This is a genomic window from Pseudomonas sp. SCPG-7 (genome assembly GCF_002156405.1).
Taxonomy (GTDB): domain Bacteria; phylum Pseudomonadota; class Gammaproteobacteria; order Pseudomonadales; family Pseudomonadaceae; genus Aquipseudomonas; species Aquipseudomonas parakoreensis.
On sequence record NZ_MVOO01000005.1, the window covers coordinates 85423 to 105237 of the forward strand.

Genomic DNA, 19815 nt, shown 5'->3' on the forward strand with positions numbered 1-19815 from the left:
TGCAGAAAAGGTGACGGACCTATTTATATGAGTCTGTCACCTTCAAATTTTCTAGCCTACGACATCAAATCCTCGTTGCTCTATAACTCGAAACACATCACTCACGTCTTGCACCATGATTCTGGCGATGGTCGGAACGTTCCTTAAGGCTGATGTCAACTTGATGGCGTGTCGCGACGCTCATTTCGAACGAATCACCCAATGCCAGGCTGTTTCCCGGCAAGCCCAAGGAAGTGTGAGATGAAACTGATTCTTGCGATGTTGTTGCTGTTCAGCGGTTATGTTTCCGCCAGTTGTTCCGGCATCAGTGATCACGACAAACGCAGTTATTGCCAGGCCCGGCAGGAAGGCAGCAGCTGTTCTTCCATCGGCGACCACGACATGCGTGCGGCCTGCGAAGCGGAGAAAGGTGGTTCGTGCTCAAGCATTAGCGATCATGACGAGCGCGCTTATTGCGAAGCCAAAAAGGGCAGTAGTTGTTCCTCCATCGGTGATCACGACCTGCGCGCGGCCTGCGAAGCGGAGATGGGCAGTTCGTGTTCAAGCATTGGTGATCATGACCAGCGGGCGTTTTGTGAAGCGAAAAAGGGCAGTAGCTGTTCGTCAATCGGCGATCATGATCTGCGCAGTCAGTGTGAGGCCATGAAACGCTGAATCCACCCGCCATTTAGAACCAAAAAGGGATACCCATCGGTGTCCCTTTTTCATGCGCGCTAAACGCCGCTATTTCGCCTTCCAATGCCCACCCCCGTTCTCACAATCAATTCGCGCCTGGGCCAAATGCTCCGCGTCGTAGTAATACGTGGTCACTTGGGCGTTGTCGGGGATGTTCAGCGCCTTGGCGTTTTTGTCTTTGCTGGTGGAGTGCGGGTTGGCCAGGGATTCCTGGGTGATCGTGGCGATACACGTGGCCTGATAGTGATCAGCGCAGTGGTCGACTTTGGTTTTAGTGCTGCTGAGCATGTCTTTGCTCTCATTGCTGCACGACCAGTCGATGGAGTTGACGGGCATGCCTTCATATTCATAGCAGCTGTGGGTTTCCACGGCTGACACCGAGGCGCTGGAGGATTGGGTCTGGACGTCGCAGCCTTCGGCCATGACGCAGGTGGGAATGACGGTGAAGGTGGCGATCAGGAGCAACATTCGGATGCTCATCGCGGAACTCTCCCATGGCCCCGTGTTTGATCGTGAGCGGGGCGCTTATGGTTTCGAGATAGGTTCGTCTCGGAAGGTTCCATCAACCATTCCGGTGAGAGTACGCGAAGGTGCTCCTGTTCAAATCACTCTGTGTCGTACATTAATTCTAACCTTTCGATCCACTCATCAGTTGCGCCAAACCTCGAATAATAAGATTGCTTTTCAATGTCACTTAATTGAGTGAAAAAACTGAAAAAGTAATTGTTGTCGTAATACTCTTGAGCACCTTGCATGCTGCCTCCCCACCAAGCAGGCTCGTAGCCTTCAAAAGCAAACCAAGGTGGAGGAACCGCAAATTTTTTGCGGTTAAGCATCGTTAAAAATTCAAGGCTATTAGTTATCAAACGAATCGTGACGGAGTTGAATTCTCTAGTAGATGCGAAGAATATCAGTCGGTCTCCGCTCAATGCGCTTTCGTATTCAAATACCGGAAGGTCATTGAAGGTTCTTTCAGTGTTTTTTCTGAAGTGAGATTCGACGAGTGATTCAAATTCAACCAAATCTTTAGGGTCGATTAGGAACTGCGAAAAAAATGCGCAGATATCAGCGCTTTCCAATGAAGTAGTGGGAGGCTGAGCGGGTAGGTTGGTATGATCTAACGGCCGAGAAAATAAGCTTTTAAGCTCCTGTTTGGTATACCCGACAATTTGCTCTTGCCTAGGTTCTGGCTTTACCAGTGCCATTATTTTTTTGATAAACCTCATGCGGCTCTCACTCTTGCATACATTCAGTTAGCTAAGGCGCACCAAGCATTAGGAGGAGGTTAGATCAGTAACTCGAGCAGCAGGTTTTCCTGACACGGTGAACATCCTTGTAAATACGCTGGTTTGGAAATGTTACACAAAAGAGGATGGGTTGAACCATTTCAGTTGTCCGTCTACATCTCATCGCCAAAGGTTCCCCCCATCGGCACCACGTCGTAGACTGCGAAACAAGTTGTAACGCCTCACCCACGGACGGAACCGCGCATGATCGAAATCGGCAGCCGCAACAACGCGCCCACGCCGCAGCACCCCACTCAAGACATCTACATTTTCAGCATCGACCAGTCCCGACCGGCTACACCGTTCTGCTTCGAGCAATCGATTGGCGGCGGGCATGCCGAGCAGGGCGGGGCGCGGTGGTTGGCGCTGGATGAGCTGGATGGCTGGCCCGGCGAATGGCGTGAGCATTTGAAGAAGGCCGATTGTGCGTGGGTGGCGCAGGTGATCGATGCGCATCCGGGGGCGGATCAGGCGATATTGGTTTCCGTGATTCTTGAACAACATTCCCAGCCAGTGGGGCGCTTGAAAACAATCGGCAACTGGCTCAAACGCAACATTCATGTCGGCGGCCGTTACGGCGTTTAAACCACGGAGACTCGCATGACTCAAACCCTCGAACGCGCTATCGCCATCGCTGCCACCGCCCACACCGGGCAGGTGGACAAGGGCGGTGCGCCGTACATTCTGCATCCGCTGAAAGTCATGTTGCGCATGAACTCGCTGGAAGAACGCATCGTCGCGGTGCTGCACGACGTGGTCGAGGATTGCGGCGTCAGCCTCGATGACTTGCGCAAGGAAGGTTTCAGCGAAGAGGTGCTGACGGCGATTGAGTCGGTGACCAAAGTGCCGGGCGAATCCTACGAGGATTTCGTCGAGCGCGCGGCGCAGAACCCGATTGGCCGGGTGGTAAAACTGGCGGATCTGGAAGAGAACAGCGACTTGTCGCGGATCGCCTCGCCGAGTTGGGAGGATCTGGAACGGGTCGAGAAGTATCGGCGGGCGATTGGGCGGTTGCGCACGTAAGAACGAATCCCCCCCTGTAGGAGCTGCCGCAGGCTGCGATCTTTTGATCTTGCTTTTAAAAAACAAAGTCAAAAGATCGCAGCCTTCGGCAGCTCCTACAGGGGAGTGGAATACATCAGGGAAATAGCCAGGAAGGCGAAGAATATGAAATCCATTCTGTGTTTGTTGATCGCTGCCGCTGTCGGCGCTGCGTTGCAGGTCAGCGGTGTTCCTCATGGCCTGTTGCTGGGGGCGATCCTCGTCACCGCATGGATCACCACGCGCAGCGGTTTTGCCCCCGCCACCCCGTATGGCCTGGGCTACATCCAGGTCACGCTGGGCATCGCTACCGGGCTGATGTTCGAGGCGTGGGACAGTGCGACGGCGTCGGCGATGTTGCCAAGCCTCGGCGTGTTGCTGATATGCCTGACCGTGCAGATTGCCCTCGCCGGATGGTGGCTGACCCGCGGCGCTGGATGGAATCGCACCGATGCGCTGTTGGCGGTGTACCCCGGCGCATTGGCGGCGGTGTTTGATTTGCTCGAATCGGAAAAGGCTTCGAGCAAGGTCATCATCGTGCACCTGATGCGCTTGTTGCTGATCACGCTGCTGGTGAGCTTTTTGATTCCCGGGCAAGCCTCGTTGACAGTGGTTGAAAGCGCTCCGTTGAGCACGGGTATGGCGTTGACCGTATTCGTACTGATTGGCCTGAGCGTGGTGCTCGGGCGTTTGCTGCTGGTGATCGGCGTGCCGGCGCCGTTCATGCTGACGGCGATTTTGCTGACGGCGGCGTTTGTGAAATCGGGATGGCTGCACGGCTTTCACATGCCGGACTGGAGCCTGAACCTGACGGCGCTGATTCTCGGCGTGCGGATCGGCTCGCGTTTTCAGGGGCTCGGTCTTGCGGAGTTGGGCCGCCATGGGCGGACGGCGCTGGTGTCGGTCGGCTTGATGATCGTGGTCGCGGCGGCGTTTGCCGAAGTGACGGCGCGCTGGCTGGGCAGTGATCCGCTGTCGCTGTGGCTGGCGTACATGCCGGGGGCGATCGAGACGATTGCGATTGTCGCGTTTGCCGGTGGGCTGAATGTGGTGTTTATCCTCACGCATCATCTGGCGCGGATGGTATTGCTGCACTTTGCGCCGGCGTTGTTGGTGCAGGTGCGACGAGCGCAGAAGGAAGTCTGAAGCACATCCCCCTGTGGCGAGGGAGCTTGCTCCCGCTGGGCTGCGAAGCGGCCCCAAACGCCGATGCCACGGTGTTTCAGGTGTACCGAAATCCCAGGTTTTGCGACGACTGCGTCGCCGAGCGGGAGCAAGCTCCCTCGCCACAAAGGTTCAGTGATCTTTACCGCGTGTGGGCGGCAAAGCCCTCTAGCCCCGGTGCAATACCTTCCTTCAACGTCAACGCCGGAATCTCATAATCGCCGGCATTCTGCTGCCGATACGCAATCGGCCGCGTGCTCCACAGCTCATCCAGACGCGTACCCAGCGCCTCGCAGGTCTCGGCAAACCGCGCTTGATCCATGCGGCTGGCGCGGTACACCAGGAAGGGCGGCACCACGTCGAAACCGGGGTAGAACAGCACGCCGTGCTGAATCGGAAACAGCAAATCATCAATCGGCCCGTTGATCCCGCGTGGGCTGTAATGCGAATCCCAGCCTCCGGTGGTGACCAGCAGCATCGCGCGTTTGCCTTTCATCTTGCCTTCGCCGTAGCGCTCGCCCCAGCGCGCATCGGAGTGTTCGCCGACACCGTAGGCAAACCCGTAGGCATACACGCGCTCGACCCAGCCTTTGAGGATGGCCGGCATGGTGAACCACCAAAGCGGAAACTGCAGGATCAATGCGTCGGCCCACAACAGTTTTTCCTGCTCGCGGGCGATGTCGGCGGACTGCCGGCCCTGTTGGTAAGCCAGTTTCGAATCGATCGAGGCGTGGAATGGCCGGCTTTCATCGCGACCGGGAGCGTCATCGGCGTCGATCGTGGTCTTCCAGTTCATCGCATACAGGTCGGAGACCTGCACGGTGTGGCCGGCGGCTTGCAGGCGCTGGACGGTGAAGTCCCTGAGCGAGCCGTTGAGCGAAGTGGGTTCGGGGTGGGCGTAGACCAGTAGCACATTCATGGGGCAACTCCTTGGTTGAATGCAGGCAGGATCAATCCTTGATCGGTATATTGGAAATGAATGTCTGATATGTCAGGTATAGCCATGAATAATTTACGACGTCTGGATATCAACTTGCTGTTGACCCTAGACGTGTTGTTGGCAGAACACAACGTAACCCGCGCCGCAGAGCGGTTGAGCCTGTCGCAGCCGTCGGTCAGTGTGCACCTGGCCAAGCTGCGTGAGATTTTCGGCGACCCGCTGTTGCTGCCCGGACCACGGGGCATGCGCCCGACGGCGCGGGCCGATGAACTGCGCGAGCCGTTGCGCGAGGCGCTGGAAGCACTGGAACGCGCGGTGGCGCCGGCCAGCGCGTTCGATCCGGCGCAGGCCCGCCACATCTGGAAAGTCGCGGCGACCGATTACGGCGAGTCGACGGTGGTGCTGCCAGCCCTCAGCGGTTTGCGCACTCAGGCACCGGGCACGCGGCTGGCGGTGCTTGATCTGGTGCCGGCGCAGTTGGCCAGGCAGGCGGAGCAGGGCGTGTTTGACCTGGCGCTGCACATCACCGAAGACGCGCCGCTGGATCTGCATCAGCGGGTGCTGTTCACCGAGCATTACGTGTTGGCCGGTCGCGTCGGGCATCCGGGGTTGAAGCGTAAGCCGACTCGCGAACAGTTCTGCGCGCTGGAACACGTGATGGTGTCGCGCGAGGGCGGGGGCTTTTTCGGGGTCACCGACAAGGCGCTGGCCGAGGTCGGTCTGGCGCGCAAAGTGGTGCTGTCGGTGCCGCATTTTCTGATGGTGATGTCGGTGCTGGCCAGTACTGATCTGGTGGCGATGCTGCCGTCACGGCTGGTGCGCGGCAACCCGGCGTTGCAGGTGGTGGACGCACCGCTGCAGGTGCCGGGCTACGAAATGGCAATGTTCTGGGGCGAGCGCGCGCACCGCGATCCGGCGCACAAATGGCTTCGCGAGCATCTGGCGAAGTCGGTATGACGGATCAGGCGTGGCCCAGGGCAATCGCAAAAGACACCACGATCATGCACGCAAACGCAAAATTGAGATTCATCAGCTGTTCATCCTGAGCCTTTTTAAAGTGAGGCCATTCTGAACAGGCGCCGTGCAAAGAAAAAATTCGGCCTGTTGATTCCAATGATCGAAACAATTGATACCCGCCGGTTTGTGTTTGCCCGAGGCTTTCGCTAGTCTCGGCAAAACCTGCAACTACAAGCACAAACAGGCAAAACCATGCACGATCATTCGGTCACCGAACTGCCCTCCCTGCGCCGGCAGAAAATCCTCCTGATCCTCGAGCGCGACGGCAAGGTCATGGCCTCCGAGTTGAGCCAGCATTTCGCCGTGTCCGAAGACACCATCCGCCGCGACCTCGCCGAACTGGACAACGCCGGACTGGTGCAGCGTGTGCACGGCGGGGCGCTGCCAAGGCCCAAGGACAGCGGCAAGGATTACTTCACCCGGCTGGAGGAGACCGATGAGGTCAAAGTGCAGTTGGCGCAACGGGCGGCGCGAGAGGTCGAGGACGGGCAGATTGTGCTGTTCGATTCCGGCTCGACCGCGTTGCAGGTGGCGCGTTCGCTGCGGGCGGATATCCAGATCACCGCGGTGACCGCCGCACCGATGACGGCCATTGCGTTGTCTGAGTACAAGGGCGTGAAAGTGATTCTCGCCGGAGGGCAACTGAACCCGCGCACGATGGCGGCCGGCGGGCACGAGGCGGTGCGCATGCTGGCCGGGATCAAGGCGGATCTGGCCTTTACCGGCGTCTGCGCAATTCACCCGGAAGTGGGCATCACCTCGCTGCACTTCGATGAAGTGCCGGTGAAACAGGCGCTGCTCGACAGCGCGACGCGGGTGATTGCGGTGACCACGGCGGACAAGCTGGGGGCGGTGGAGCCGTTTGTGGTGGCGCCGTGCACGCGCCTGCATACGCTGATTACCGAGCGGCATCTGGCGTCGGGCAGTGTCGAGGATTATCGGCGGTTGGGGATTGTGGTGGAGCAGTTGCCGGACTGAGGTTTTGTGCGGAGGCTGATGGCCTCATCGCTGGCAAGCCAGCTCCCACAGGTTTTGGTGGTGTACATAATGTTGAGTACGACACGGACACTGTGGGAGCTGGCTTGCCAGCGATGGGGCCAGTGCGATCAACGCAATTTTTCAAGCATCTGGTAATACCACATCCCCGCCGCCAGCAACGGATTGCCCAGCAAATCCCCCATCGGCACCCGAATGTGCTGGCACTGCGCAAACGTGTCGAACTGTTCCATCTGCCCGGTGATCGCGCGGCTCATGATTTCGCCCATGATGTGTGTCGTCGCGATGCCGTGTCCCGAGTAGCCCTGGCAATACCAGACGTTGTCCGAGAGCTTGCCCAGTTGCGGGATGCGGTTGATCACGATGCCCATCGCGCAGCTCCATTGATAGTCGATCTGCACCCCTTTAAGCGCCGGGAAGGTCTGCTCGATGCACGGGCGCAGTTCGGTGGCGATGTCCCGTGAATCCTTGCCGCTGTAGTTCGCGCCGCCACCGAACAGCAGGCGCCCGTCGGCCGTGAGGCGGTAGTAGTCGAGGACGAAACGGCAGTCGTACACCGCGAGGTCTTCGGGGTTGATCTGCCGCGCCAGATCACCCAGCGGCGCGGTGGTGACGATACCGCCCATGGCCGGGAAAATCTTGCCCTTGAGCTGGCCCGGTTCGAGCTTGTGATAGACGTCACCGGCGAGCATGACCTGATTGGCGTCGATCTGGCCGTGGGCGGTGCGTACGCCCGGGCTCTTGCCGTGAATGATCTCCAGCACTTCACTGTTCTCGAAGATCAGCGCGCCAAGACTTTCTGCCGCCCGCGCTTCGCCGATACACAGGTTGAGCGGGTGCAGATGCATGTTGCGCGTGTTCTTGATTGCGCCGTGGTAGAGGTCGCTTTGCAGCAGGTCGCGCATTTGACTGCGGTCAAGCAGGCTGACTTCGTCGCCGAGGCCGCGACGCACGGCTTCCTCGTAATCATTGCGCAAACCGGCCATGTGGCTCGGCTTGTAAGCCGCGTGCAGATGACCGTGTTTGAGGTCGCACTGAATGCCGTACTTCTCGACCCGCTGCCGGATGATTTGATGCCCGCGCCAGCGCAGGTGCCAGATGAAATCGTCGACCTCATCACCGAGTTTCGGGCGCATCTGTTTGCGCATCGCGCCGTCGCCTGAGAGGCTACCGGTGACTTGTCCGCCATTGCGCCCGGTGGCGCCCCAGCCGATCTTGTGGCTCTCGACGATGGCAACTTTCAGGCCTTTTTCGGCGAGTTCGACGGCGGTGGCGACGCCGGTGAAACCGCCGCCGATGATCACCACATCGACTTGATGTCGGCCTTGCAGGGTCGGGTAGTCGGTGTCCTGTTGAAGGGTGGCGGTGTAGTAGGAATTGCAGCGTTGGGTCATGTTGGTGTCCACACAAAATTCGGGAGTCAATTCGAGGACCCTGTGGGAGCTGGCTTGCCAGCGATAGCGGCGTATCAGTCACCAGAGATGCTGAATGTGCCGGCCCCATCGCTGGCAAGCCAGCTCCCACAGGATTCAGGGTGTATGTCAGGCTTCGGTCAGGTACCAACGCCAATCCTGCTCACCCACCTCGGCCATGAACTGCCGGTATTCGGCACGCTTCACCGCCAGGTACACGCCAAGAAATTCCTGGCCCAGGGCATCCCGCGCCCATGCAGAATTTTCCAGCGCCTGGAGCGACGTCAGCCAATCGGTCGGCAGCAGTTCCTTGGCTTGCGCGTAGCCGTTGCCCTCGACCGGCGCACCCGGATCGAGGTTTTCACGAATCCCGCGATGGATCCCGGCAAGGATCGCTGCCGCCGCCAGATACGGGTTGGCGTCGGCGCCGCAGATGCGGTGTTCGATGTGCCGGGTGTTGGCCGGGCCGCCCGGTACGCGCAGGCTGACTGTGCGGTTGTCGACGCCCCAGGTCGGCGCCAAAGGCGCATAGCTGTTGGCCTGAAAGCGGCGGTAGGAGTTGGCGTTGGGGCAGAACAGCAGCAGCGTATCGAGCAGCGAGGCGAGCATGCCGCCAATCGCCGTGCGCAGCAGCGGGGTGCCGGCCGGATCCTCGGCGGCGAACAGGTTGCGTCCTTCGCCATCGGCGAGGCTGACGTGCATGTGCATGCCGGTGCCGGCCAGATCATCGAACGGCTTGGCCATGAACGTCGCCTGCATGCCGTGCTTGTGCGCCACCGCTTTGACCAAACGTTTGTAGCGCACTGCCTGATCCATCGCGACCAGTGCGTCGCCATGTTCGAGGGTGATTTCCACCTGTCCTGGCGCATATTCCGAGATCGCCGTGCGCGCCGGAATGCCGTGCAGTTTGCAGGCGCTGTAGAGGTCGGCGAGGAACGGTTCGATCTGCTCCAGTTCGCGCAAACCGTAGACCTGAGTGTGTCGCGGTCGGCCGCCATCGGCATCCAGCGCCGGTTGCGGACGGCCGTTGTGATCGCGTTTGGCGTCGAGCAGATAGAACTCCAGTTCGCACGCCATTACCGGGTGATAACCCTCGGCCTTGAGGCCGTCGATGACCTTGATCAGCAGATGACGCGGGTCGGCGATGCTCGCTGGCATTCCCTCGGTCGGGTGCATGCTGACCTGCACCGCCGCGGTGGGAATCTGTCGCCACGGCAGGCGCACCAGACTGCCTTCGAGCGGGTAGGCGCGGCAGTCGATGTCGCCGACGTCCCACACCAGCCCGGAGTTTTCCACATCCTCGCCCTGCACGGTGAGGCCGAGGATGGTGCTGGGTAGCGGGCGACCGCTCTGGTACACGGCAAGCAGTTCTTCACGGTGCAACAACTTGCCGCGTGGCACGCCGTTGGCGTCGAGGATGAACAGCTCGATCATGTCGATATCGGGGTTCTGTTCGAGGAACAGGTGTGCGTCTTCGATGGCTGCGAATTTCATGGTCAATCACTCACGATGGCGCCGCACAGGCGCGCAGATTCGGGCCGGGCGCATTGAAGGCGTCCCGGCAGGGATATCAAATGGAGATCAGTCAGACGTGACACAGAACCTGTGGCGAGGGAGCTTGCTCCCGCTGAGGCGCGAAGCGCCTCTCGCTTTTTGATTCAAGGGCAGGGGACTGCTACGCAGTCCGGCGGGAGCAAGCTCCCTCGCCACAAATGGATTTTCTGACTGTCGGAATCAGCAGGCGATATCCGGCGGGCGTGCGGAGTGACGCAGCTTGGAACGGCGCAGGGCCATGGGGAGATTGACGATGCGATTCATGCACGGCCCCTGTGACAGGGGGCGCACACAGCGGAGACGTTCAACCTTTCTGGTTGTTGTGGTGACGTACTCATAACGCGTGTTTCCGTTGGCGGAAAACGTCGGTGGCGGGGCATACCCGCCGACCGGTGTGCCCGGATAGTAAGGGGCAATCTGCGGGCCTGTAAACCGCTGATTGCGCCCCGGCACCGTTGGACGACGTTCAGCGCAGCAGGTGAAAGCCCAGCCCGGCAAGGGCGCAAACGATCAACACTTCGATCACCCCGCGTTTGAAAATGAACAGCGCCAACGCCGCCAGCAGCGCCAGCCCGATCGAAAACAGATCCGGATGCCCGGCGAAACCGCTCGGCCAGAACACGTGATACGCGAAGAAACACGCCAGGTTGAGGATCACCCCGACCACCGCCGCGGTGATCGCGGTCAACGGTGCAGTGAACTTCAGTTCGTTGTGGGTCGACTCCACCAGCGGCCCGCCGGCGAGGATGAACAGAAACGAAGGCAGGAAGGTGAACCAGGTCACCAGCGTCGCTGCCAATGCGCCGGCGGCGAACGCATGTTCCGCGCCGAATGCCGGTTGCACGTAGCCGCCAATGAAACCGACAAACGCCACCACCATGATCAGCGGGTCGGGTGTGGTTTCGCCGAGGGCGAGGCCATCGATCATCTGCGTCGGCGTCAGCCAGCCGTAATGCCCGACCGCGCCTTGATAGACATACGGCAACACCGCGTAGGCGCCACCGAAGGTCAGCAGTGCGGCTTTGGTGAAGAACCAGCCCATTTGCGTGAAGGTGCCGTCCCAGCCGAACAGCGCGGTCAGCAGGCCCATCGGCAAACACCATAACGCCGCGCCGATCAACAGCAGGCGCCACAGCTTTGGCAGGCTGAATCGCGCATGCTCAGGCGTCGGCGTGTCGTCATCGATCAACGCCGGGCCGAAGGATTGGGCGTTGCTGCGCTGGCCGCCGTTGTTGAAGCGCTGCGGCGCCAGTCGCCCGCCGAGATAACCGATCAGTGCCGCGCCGAGCACAATCAGTGGGAACGGCAGATTGAAGGCAAAAATCGCCACGAATGACGCCCCGGCGATCGCCCACAACCAACTGTTTTTCAACGCCCGCGAGCCGATACGGTGCGCCGCGTGCAAGACAATCGCGGTCACCGCCGGTTTGATCCCGTAGAAGATTCCAGCGACCACCGGCACGTCGCCGAAGGCGATGTACAGCCACGACAGCGCAATCAGAATAAACAGTGACGGCAATACGAACAGTGCCCCGGCGATCACCCCGCCCCAGGTGCGATGCAACAGCCAGCCAATGTAGGTCGCCAGCTGCTGGGCCTCGGGGCCGGGCAGCAACATGCAGTAGTTCAGCGCATGCAGAAACCGTCGCTCGGAGATCCAGCGCCGGCGCTCGACCAGTTCCTGATGCATGATCGCGATCTGCCCGGCCGGGCCGCCGAACCCGATGCAGCCGAGCTTGAGCCAGAAGCGCCAGGCCTGGCGCAGCGTTACGGGAGCGGGTCTGGGCAAATCTTCGGGTGAGGTGTTCAAGCGCGGCGCCTGCGGTGGATGTTGTCGAAGCCGCTATCTAAGCAGTTTTTTGTTAAAGTGTGGTGTCAGTCTTGACCCTTTCCAAACAACTTGCGTGCCTCGGCGAAGCACTTCTCGGCGATCGCCGAACGCGGTTCGGTCTTGCGCATCACCAGCCCCAGCGGTGCCAGCACACTGGCATCCGGCAATTGCATGAACGACAGGTGTTCGATCGGCTCTTCCAGCCCGCTGTCCAGCGGCATGATCGAGCAACAGAAGCCCTGATGAATGGCCTGCAACAGCTGATAGGTCGAATCGCTTTCCAGGATCGGCTGCGGATTGAGGCCGCGACTGCGGAAACTCAGGTCGATGGATTTGCGGTAATGCATGCCGGTGGTGATCATCCCCAACGGCAGTTCGGCGGCGTCTTCCCAGCTGATGTCAGAGCCTTCGAAATGGAAGTGACGGTTGTCGTAAAGCAGCCCGACGCGGGTTTCGCCAATCTCGAAAAAATCGAAATAGTTGTGGTTGACGTGGTCGAGGTAGCACACGCCCAGGTCCAGTTGATTGTTGCCAAGCTCGGCGATGATCTCGTCTGAACTCCCCGACGACAGACTGAATTTCAGCTCGGGATACGTGCCGGACAAGCTCTGGATGTAATTGATCGGGTTGAAGTTGCTCAACGGCACCAGGCCCAGGCGCAGGCTGCCGACCAGTTGCCCGCGGCACGCTGCGGCTTCGGCAAACAGGCCGTCATGCGCGGCCAGCAGCGTGCGGGCCCAGGCCAGCACTCGTTCGCCGGCCTCGGTAAACCCTTCAAAGCGCTGGCCGCGATTGACCAGCACCAGATCCAGCTCATCTTCCAGATTGCGCAGACGCATCGACAGGGTCGGCTGGGTAATGTGGCAGCGGGCGGCGGCCTGGCCGAAGTGTCGGGTTTCGTCCAGCGCGATCAGGAACTTGAGTTGTTTGATGTCCACGAAAGCACCTGCTCGTTGAAATTTGAATGGGCTGTTGACGCAGAGGCGCGCCGCGCATGGAAAACGCGAGGCGCGACAATCACATTTGCCTCGGGTCGCGTCCAATCGGAAGCGTTGAAAAGCCTATCGATCAGCTCTATCGCCCATGGTTTCAAAGGCGTTGGCCAAGGTCAACGGGAGCGATAGAGCAGATCGATAATGCGGTAGGTCAGAGTGATTAGACAGTCCTCACAAGTGGCACTTAGGCTGCTCGGCAATCTGATTGACTATTGCCGGAGATTCCATGAGTGCGAAAGCGGATGCCCTGTTTGTGCCCCTGAACATTGCCGTACTGACCGTCAGCGATACTCGCGATTATGCGAGCGACACCTCCGGGCAATTGTTGGTCAGCCGTCTGCTGGAGGCCGGTCACACTTTGAGCGAACGCAATCTGCTCAAGGATGATCTGTACAAGATCCGCGCCCAGGTCGCCCATTGGATTGCCGACGACAGCGTTCAGGTGGTGCTGATTACCGGCGGCACTGGCTTCACCGGGCGCGATAGCACACCGGAAGCGGTGGCCTGTCTGCTCGACAAGCAGATCGACGGGTTTGGCGAGTTGTTCCGCGCCATTTCGATTCTCGACATCGGCACGTCGACCGTGCAAAGCCGCGCGCTGGCAGGGCTGTCCAACGGCACGCTGGTGTGCTGCCTGCCAGGTTCGACCGGTGCCTGCCGCACGGCGTGGGAAGGCATTCTTGCCGAGCAACTGGACAACCGCCATCGCCCGTGCAACTTCGTGCCGCACCTCAAATCAGTGAACGCCTGCGGGCCACGCGGATGAGCAAGGCGGCGTTGATGCCGGTCGAAGACGCCCTCGACCAACTGCTCGGCATGGCCAATGAGCAACGATTGGCCGACAGCGAAATGCTGCCGCTCGACGAGGCGCGCGGGCGGGTGCTCGCCAGTGATCTGGTGGCGACGCTCGACCTGCCGCCGTGGCCGAACAGTGCCATGGACGGTTACGCGTTGAACCTGGCCGATCTGCATCGCCAGCCGTTGAAGGTGTCGCAAAAGGTTTACGCCGGCCAGGCGCCGGACGCTTTGTTGCCCGGCACCTGTGCGCGGATCTTTACCGGCGCACAGGTACCGCTGGGTGCCACTTGCGTCGAGATGCAGGAGAACGTCGAAGTGCTGGACGACGGCCGCGTGCGTTTCTTGCAGCCGCTGAAGGCGGGGCAGAACATTCGTGCACAAGGCCAGGAAAACCGCATCGGCGACATTCTCCTGCGCGCCGGCAAACGCCTCGGACCGTTCGAACTGGCGGTCGCCGCCGGGCAAGGGTTGGCGCAGTTGCACGTGGTGCGGCGCCCGCGCGTGGCGCTGCTGTCGACCGGTGACGAACTGGTCGAACCGGGCCAGCCACTGCGCCCCGGCAGCATCTACAACAGCAACCGCGTGTTGCTCGGTCATTGGTTGCGCGAGCTGGGCTGCGAAGTGATCGACGCCGGAATCCTCCCGGATCGCCCGGCGCAGACGCGGCTCAAGCTTGAACAACTGCAAGTGGCGGCCGACTTGATCCTGACCACGGGTGGCGTGTCTGTCGGTGATGCCGATTGCCTCGGGCAGGTGTTGCGCGAGGACGGCAAGCCGCTGCTGTGGAAACTGGCGATCAAACCGGGCAAGCCGCTGACCGTGGGGCATTTCGGCAGCGTGCCCGTGATCGGTCTGCCGGGCAATCCGACCTCGGCGCTGGTGACCTTCGGCCTGCTGGCGCGGCCATATCTGCTGCGCATTCAGGGCGTGGAAGAGGTCATGCCGTTGAGCTTTACGGTGAATGCCGGGTTCGACTGGAGCAAGGCCGGCAGCCGTCGAGAGTACCTGCGGGTGCGGTTGGAAGCGGGAAATGCAGTGCTGTACCCGAATCAAAGCTCCGGCGTTTTGCTCGGTGCGACCTGGGCCGATGGGCTGGTGGAAGTGCCGGAACATAGCACCCACCGCATCGGCAATCCGCTGCGCTTCATTCCCTTCAACGAACTCTTTTAAAGCGAAGGCTGCGATCTTTTTTGTAAGGCTTATGAAAACGTATCAACACTATCAAAATCTGTGGGAGCTGGCTTGCCAGCGATGAGGCCGTGTCAGCCAACATCAGAGTGACTGACCCGCCGCCATCGCTGGCAAGCCAGCTCCCACAGCTTTTTGAGGTGTCTGGAAAACGAAGAATCAGCTCAGCACATAGTCCACCGGCAACAACATCGGTGGCAGGTCGGTCTCACCCAGTTCGCTGAGAATATCGCGCTCAATGGTGCGCACCAGCGAGTCGGTCGCCAGGTCGTTTTCGTCGCGACCGAACGGGTCTTCCAGCTCATCGGCAATCGCGTCCAGACCAAAAAATGTGTAGCTGACAATCGCGGTAAACAGCGGCGTCAGCCAGCCCAGCGGTTCGGCCATGGCGAACGGCAACAGGATGCAGAACAGATAGATGGTGCGGTGCAGCAGCAGGGTGTAGGGGAAGGGCAGCGGGGTGTTCTTGATCCGTTCGCACACCGCTTGCGCCTGGGTCAGGCTTGTCAGGTGATTGGCCAGCAGCATGTAGCGCCACTCGCTCAGTTCGCCGCTCTGGTGCAGGTCGGAGCACTGTTGGCCGACCTGCTGCAAAATCCGCCCGCTGTAGTCCGGCACCTGTGCATCGTGCGGCGGGGTGATCCACGCACGGCTGGCCGCCGCTTCGCTTTCCCGGCGCAACCGCGCATTCAGCGAGTGGGCAAAACCGCAGAGGTTGAGCAGCAACGGCTTGCGTTGCACCGATTCGCGGATGACCTGGGTTTCGCGGATCACCGAACGAATGTGCACCAGCACATCGCCCCAGGCCTTGCGCGCTTCATACCAGCGGTCGTAGCAGGCGTTGTTGCGAAAACTCATGAAAATCGACAGCGACAGCCCGAGCAAGGTGAACGGCGTGGCGTTGACCTTGGTGAAGTTGCTCGGGTGGAGCATTTCCATCAGCACGATGGCGGAGGCCAGCAAGGTGACCATCAGCGTGCGCAGGGCGATGCGTTTGGCGATCGAGCCCTTGAGGGTGAAGAGAATGGCGAACTGGTTGACCTTGGGTCTGACGATCATGCTGGGCGATCCCGGTTACGCAGGGTGAGGGCGGCTCAACCGCCGGTCATGTTCATGAAGCGCACGACCTGAACGTCGTCGTTCACTTCGAAATTGTGCCGGTACGGCTTGAGTTTCATCGCCTCGATAATGGCCTTCTCCAGCCGCTGCGGTTGCCCCGGATGAGCACGCAACACGGCTTTGAGGTCCACCGAATGCTCGTTACCCAGACACAGTAGCAAACGTCCTTCGACGGTTAGCCGCACGCGGTTGCAGGTGCCACAGAAATTGTGGCTGTGCGGCGAGATAAAGCCCAGGCGAATGTCCGGTGCTTCGGCCACGCGCCAGTAGCGCGACGGGCCTTGGGTCGACTCGGCGGAATCGATCAGGGTGTAGCGCTCGGCGATTTTCTCGCGCACCTGAGCGCTGGAGAAAAACGACTCGGCGCGACTGTGTTCGCTGATGATCCCCAGCGGCATTTCCTCGATGAAGGAGACGTCGAGCTGGCGGTCGATGGCGAAGCTCACCAGATCGTTGATCTCCTGATCGTTGCGGCCCTGCATCACCACCGCGTTGAGTTTGGTTCGGGTGAAACCGGCCTTGTGCGCCGCATCGATGCCCTTGATCACCTGCGCCAGATCACCGGTGCGGGTCATTTGCTTGAAGCGATCCGGGTCGAGGCTGTCGAGACTGATGTTCAGGCGCCTGACCCCGGCGTCGAACAGCGGCGCGGCGAGTTTGTCCAGTTGCGAGCCGTTGGTGGTCATGCACAGCTCACGCAGGCCGGGCAGGGCGGCGATCTGTTCGCACAGTTTGACGACGCCCGGACGGACCAGCGGCTCGCCACCCGTCAGGCGAATCTTGCGCGTGCCCAGCGCCACGAAGCTCTGTGCCAGTTGATAGATCTCCTCCAGCGTCAGCACTTGCTGGCGCGGCAGAAACTGCATGTCCTCGGCCATGCAATACACGCAGCGGAAGTCGCAGCGGTCGGTAACCGACATGCGCAGATAGTCGACACGGCGGTTGTAACCATCGATCAAGACACGCTCTGACATGACAGCCTTACAGGAGTAGAGAAGCCGCATTGAGCGGAAGGAATGGAGTGCACGCAGGTTAGGGGCAACGTTGGCAAGCGTCCAATCACTATTAGTGAATGGCTGATTGATGCGCTCGATGATGAGTGGATTGTTCAGCGGGACGACGATCCGGGTTTGAACGCCCACAGTGGGCGTGCTCGTGAAGGCGTCCGTGCAGTCGCCACCGGTGTCAGAGCACATCCACTGTCAGCTGTGATCGCTGATGTTCCATCAATCAGGGTTATGGCGCGCCGAACATCGCGGTCCAGTAAATGCCGGCGCTGCTTTTCGGGTCGGTCGCGTAGGCGGCGCCGAGTTCCTTGTATTGTGGGTTCATCAGGTTGGCGCAGTGGCCGGGGCTGGCGAGCCAGCCATCGACGACTTTGCGCACAGTGTCTTGCCCGGCGGCGATGTTTTCGCCGACCAGCTGGCCACTGTAGCCGGCCAGTTCGGCGCGGTCGCCCGGGGTGCGGCCGTCACGGTCCTTGTGGTCGAAGTAATTGTTGTTGGCCATGTCGCGGCTGTGATCCTGAGCGATGCTGCCCAGGCTCGCATTCCAGGCCAATGGCGCAGCGGCGGCAAAGGCCTGGCCGCCGCATTGACGTGGCTGGGCGCGGGCGGCGTTGAGTTGTTCAAGCAACTTCTGGCCTTCACTCTGCGCATCCGCGAGTTTTGCCGACAGCAGTGGACGTGCCAGCACAATGCGCCAGTCGCGATCGGCGCGGCTCACGCCGACATCGACGAACTGCGGATCCAGCACCACCTGACAGAAGCTCTCCTGAATCGCCTTCATCGCCGACGCCGCATCGCGTGGGCCGTTGAGGGTGATCGCCTGCACGTTGACCATCGGGTAACTGGCGCTGGCCATGGCCTGTTGCAGATCTACCGCGCCGGTGGCCGGCAGTCTCAGTCGTGGGTCGGCCGACAGCGGTGGCAGTTCATTGGACGCCTGGCTGCCGCAACGCTGCGGTTGGCTGCGGTAGGCATTGATCGACTCGATCAGTTGCGACTCGTCGGCAGCCATGGCCGAGGCGGCCACGGCCAGCCCAAAGGACAGCGCGGCAAAGCGCAAAACGGATGGCATGAAACGCATGGAAATCTCCTTGAGCGGAATGCGCTCATGATGCGCGAAAGGCCCCCGGTCCATGCAATGTCTTTTTTCTTCATCGAGCCGGTTTTTCTGCGGAACGTTACGCCGGCCTTTGCCGTCTACACTCTCCGAAGGCCCCGGGAACCGGGCGTCTCCCCCACGAAACACCTTGCCCGGAACGGGCGCTGCCGGAAGAACTGACATGGGATTGAAATGGTTGGCTGGCTGTTTCGCAGTAACCCTGATGGCTGGTGTGGTGATGGCCACCGATCAGGCCCCGATCAAGGCCAAGGCCGAAGAAAAAGCCCAGGTGCTGGAAGAGAAAGCCGCTGACAAAGTCAGCGCGGCGCCGGCACCCAAATCCGAAGCGATCACACCTACTGAAGTACAAGCCGTGGACCCCGCCGGCACCGCGCCGCTGGACGATCCGATCACCTGCCTGGCACGCAGTATCTACTGGGAAGCCAAGGGTCGCGACACTGCGGAAATGCAGGCCGTGGCCAACGTGGTGATGAACCGCCTGGGTCATGACGGCTTCCCCGACACCGTGTGTGCCGTGGTCAAACAAGGTTCTGAAACCAAGAGCTGCCAGTTTTCCTGGTGGTGCGATGGCAAGGCCGATCAGGTCAAGGAAGACGCCGAATACACCCTGGCCAAGGACATCGCCGGCAAGGCACTCAACCGCCAGTTGCCGGATCGTACCCGTGGCGCGTTGTACTTTCATGATCGCAACGTGCACCCGAGCTGGGCCAAGGAGTACAAAAAGACCGCCGCGGTCGGCAAATTCCTGTTCTATAAACCGGCCGGCGGCGATGCGCGTTAGACGCAGACTTCCCGCACACAATTGCGCAACCAGCGGTGCGCCGGGTCGGCGTCCATGCGCGGGTGCCAGAGCATCGACACGCTGATCGGCGGCATTCTGAAGGGCAGGGCGAAGCTGTGCAGGCCCATGCGCAGCTTGCTGGTGTGACGCTCCGGAACCGTGGCGATCAGGTCTGATTCGCGGACCAGCGTCAGCGCCGCCGAAAATCCGCCGAATGAAGTAACGATATCCCGCGTCAGACCCGCAGCCAGCAACGCTTCGTCCACCGGACCGCTGCTGCGCCCGCGACGTGAGATGAGAATGTGCTGGCCGCCGGCGAAGCGTTTGCTGCTGATCTTGCCCGCACTCAACGGATGGCCCTCACGGACTACACCAATCCAGTGATCCTGAAACAGGATACGGCTGTGCAGCGCCGGGTCGGTGCTGTCATCGACCACACCGGTCTCCAGATCCACCCGGCCTTCGCGTAGAAGGGTGCTGTCCTTGTCGGCCTTCTGCACAAACCGCAGGCGCACGCCGGGTGCTTCTTCGGCGATGCGCGCGAGCAGGGCGGCGGCGAAGGTTTCAACAAAACCGTCGGTGTTGCGCAGGGTGAAGGTGCGCTGCAGTTGGCCGGGGTCGAGAATCTCGGCGGGGCGCAAAGCGGCCTCGGCTTCCTGCACCAGCGTGCTGACTCGCTCACGCAACTCCAGCGCGCGCGGGGTCGGAACCAGGCCACGTCCGGCGCGCACCAGCAACGGATCGCCGGTGGTCTCGCGCAGCCGGGCCAGCGCACGGCTCATGGCCGACGGGCTCAGCTGCAGAATTTGCGCGGCGCGGGCGACGCTGCCTTCGCGCAGCAGTACGTCAAGGGTGATCAACAGGTTAAGGTCCGGTGCGCTCATGACATGG

The 19815-nt window shown here is 60.7% G+C and carries 20 protein-coding genes and 1 pseudogene; 9 read left to right on the forward strand and 12 right to left on the reverse strand.

Features of this window, described 5'->3' with window-relative positions; all coding sequences use genetic code 11:
* Nucleotides 1-51: 51 nt before the first annotated feature.
* A pseudogene (locus B1722_RS29825) lies at nt 52-138 on the reverse strand (fructose-bisphosphate aldolase); the annotation flags it as partial.
* 102 nt (nt 139-240) lie between these two features.
* Between B1722_RS29825 and B1722_RS11870 the strand changes: the two are divergent.
* The gene (locus tag B1722_RS11870; RefSeq protein ID WP_086792617.1) at nt 241-654 is read left to right on the forward strand and encodes a hypothetical protein; all 414 of its coding nucleotides are present in this window, start codon (nt 241-243) and stop codon (nt 652-654) included.
* Nucleotides 655-723: 69 nt separating this feature from the next.
* On the opposite strand, the gene B1722_RS11875 is transcribed toward B1722_RS11870, so the two are convergent.
* On the reverse strand, nt 724-1155 hold the full coding sequence (locus B1722_RS11875) for a hypothetical protein (RefSeq protein WP_086792619.1): 432 nt from the start codon (nt 1153-1155) through the stop codon (nt 724-726).
* Nucleotides 1156-1280: 125 nt separating this feature from the next.
* Nucleotides 1281-1901: a hypothetical protein gene (locus B1722_RS11880; protein ID WP_086792621.1), complete on the reverse strand. Its 621-nt coding sequence runs from the start codon at nt 1899-1901 to the stop codon at nt 1281-1283.
* 264 nt (nt 1902-2165) lie between these two features.
* On the opposite strand from B1722_RS11880, the gene B1722_RS11885 reads away from it, so the two are divergent.
* The 3 genes from B1722_RS11885 to B1722_RS11895 all read left to right on the forward strand — a co-directional run bounded on the left by B1722_RS11885 (nt 2166) and on the right by B1722_RS11895 (nt 4148).
* On the forward strand, nt 2166-2546 hold the full coding sequence (locus B1722_RS11885) for a hypothetical protein (RefSeq protein WP_041073435.1): 381 nt from the start codon (nt 2166-2168) through the stop codon (nt 2544-2546).
* Nucleotides 2547-2561: 15 nt separating this feature from the next.
* Nucleotides 2562-2984: an HD domain-containing protein gene (locus B1722_RS11890; RefSeq protein ID WP_041073433.1), complete on the forward strand. Its 423-nt coding sequence runs from the start codon at nt 2562-2564 to the stop codon at nt 2982-2984.
* A gap of 144 nt (nt 2985-3128) precedes the next feature.
* The gene (locus B1722_RS11895) at nt 3129-4148 is read left to right on the forward strand and encodes an AbrB family transcriptional regulator (protein WP_086792623.1); all 1020 of its coding nucleotides are present in this window, start codon (nt 3129-3131) and stop codon (nt 4146-4148) included.
* A gap of 160 nt (nt 4149-4308) precedes the next feature.
* Here B1722_RS11895 and B1722_RS11900 read toward each other — a convergent pair whose 3' ends face one another.
* Nucleotides 4309-5085: an NAD(P)H-dependent oxidoreductase gene (locus B1722_RS11900; RefSeq protein ID WP_086792625.1), complete on the reverse strand. Its 777-nt coding sequence runs from the start codon at nt 5083-5085 to the stop codon at nt 4309-4311.
* An 84-nt stretch (nt 5086-5169) separates the two neighbouring features.
* On the opposite strand from B1722_RS11900, the gene B1722_RS11905 reads away from it, so the two are divergent.
* Complete coding sequence (locus tag B1722_RS11905; protein ID WP_174377063.1) at nt 5170-6063, forward strand: LysR family transcriptional regulator; 894 nt, start codon at nt 5170-5172, stop codon at nt 6061-6063.
* A gap of 252 nt (nt 6064-6315) precedes the next feature.
* Nucleotides 6316-7101 (forward strand): DeoR/GlpR family DNA-binding transcription regulator, encoded by a 786-nt coding sequence (locus B1722_RS11910; protein ID WP_086792629.1) that lies wholly within the window; start codon nt 6316-6318, stop codon nt 7099-7101.
* Nucleotides 7102-7229: 128 nt separating this feature from the next.
* Here the strand turns inward: B1722_RS11910 and B1722_RS11915 are convergent, their stop codons facing one another.
* The 4 genes from B1722_RS11915 to B1722_RS11930 all read right to left on the reverse strand — a co-directional run bounded on the left by B1722_RS11915 (nt 7230) and on the right by B1722_RS11930 (nt 12854).
* Nucleotides 7230-8513: an FAD-binding oxidoreductase gene (locus B1722_RS11915; RefSeq protein WP_086792831.1), complete on the reverse strand. Its 1284-nt coding sequence runs from the start codon at nt 8511-8513 to the stop codon at nt 7230-7232.
* Nucleotides 8514-8660: 147 nt separating this feature from the next.
* Nucleotides 8661-10025 carry a glutamine synthetase family protein gene (locus B1722_RS11920; protein WP_086792631.1) on the reverse strand — a complete coding sequence of 455 codons (1365 nt, stop codon included), beginning with the start codon at nt 10023-10025 and terminating at the stop codon, nt 8661-8663.
* Nucleotides 10026-10551: 526 nt separating this feature from the next.
* Entirely contained in the window at nt 10552-11895 is a 1344-nt protein-coding gene (gene chrA / locus B1722_RS11925) for a chromate efflux transporter (protein ID WP_086792633.1), read from the reverse strand.
* A 65-nt stretch (nt 11896-11960) separates the two neighbouring features.
* On the reverse strand, nt 11961-12854 hold the full coding sequence (locus tag B1722_RS11930) for a LysR family transcriptional regulator (RefSeq protein WP_041073420.1): 894 nt from the start codon (nt 12852-12854) through the stop codon (nt 11961-11963).
* 283 nt (nt 12855-13137) lie between these two features.
* Between B1722_RS11930 and moaB the strand changes: the two genes are divergently transcribed.
* Together moaB and glp are read left to right on the forward strand one after the other, a co-directional pair.
* On the forward strand, nt 13138-13677 hold the full coding sequence (gene moaB, locus B1722_RS11935) for a molybdenum cofactor biosynthesis protein B (protein ID WP_041073418.1): 540 nt from the start codon (nt 13138-13140) through the stop codon (nt 13675-13677).
* Nucleotides 13674-14879, forward strand: a complete 1206-nt coding sequence (glp, locus tag B1722_RS11940) for a gephyrin-like molybdotransferase Glp (RefSeq protein ID WP_086792636.1) — start codon at nt 13674-13676, stop codon at nt 14877-14879. The genes moaB and glp overlap by 4 nt, the downstream gene beginning before the upstream one ends.
* 177 nt (nt 14880-15056) lie before the next feature.
* Here glp and B1722_RS11945 read toward each other — a convergent pair whose 3' ends face one another.
* The 3 genes from B1722_RS11945 to B1722_RS11955 form a co-directional block, all read right to left on the reverse strand.
* On the reverse strand, nt 15057-15956 hold the full coding sequence (locus B1722_RS11945; protein ID WP_086792638.1) for a bestrophin family protein: 900 nt from the start codon (nt 15954-15956) through the stop codon (nt 15057-15059).
* A 35-nt stretch (nt 15957-15991) separates the two neighbouring features.
* Nucleotides 15992-16990: a GTP 3',8-cyclase MoaA gene (moaA, locus tag B1722_RS11950; protein ID WP_086792639.1), complete on the reverse strand. Its 999-nt coding sequence runs from the start codon at nt 16988-16990 to the stop codon at nt 15992-15994.
* Nucleotides 16991-17252: 262 nt separating this feature from the next.
* On the reverse strand, nt 17253-18104 hold the full coding sequence (locus B1722_RS11955) for a CAP domain-containing protein (protein ID WP_041073409.1): 852 nt from the start codon (nt 18102-18104) through the stop codon (nt 17253-17255).
* A gap of 199 nt (nt 18105-18303) precedes the next feature.
* Between B1722_RS11955 and B1722_RS11960 the strand changes: the two genes are divergently transcribed.
* Nucleotides 18304-18924 carry a cell wall hydrolase gene (locus B1722_RS11960; RefSeq protein ID WP_041073408.1) on the forward strand — a complete coding sequence of 207 codons (621 nt, stop codon included), beginning with the start codon at nt 18304-18306 and terminating at the stop codon, nt 18922-18924.
* Here the strand turns inward: B1722_RS11960 and B1722_RS11965 are convergent.
* Nucleotides 18921-19808 (reverse strand): LysR family transcriptional regulator, encoded by an 888-nt coding sequence (locus tag B1722_RS11965; RefSeq protein WP_041073406.1) that lies wholly within the window; start codon nt 19806-19808, stop codon nt 18921-18923. The genes B1722_RS11960 and B1722_RS11965 overlap by 4 nt on opposite strands.
* Nucleotides 19809-19815 lie beyond the last annotated feature (7 nt).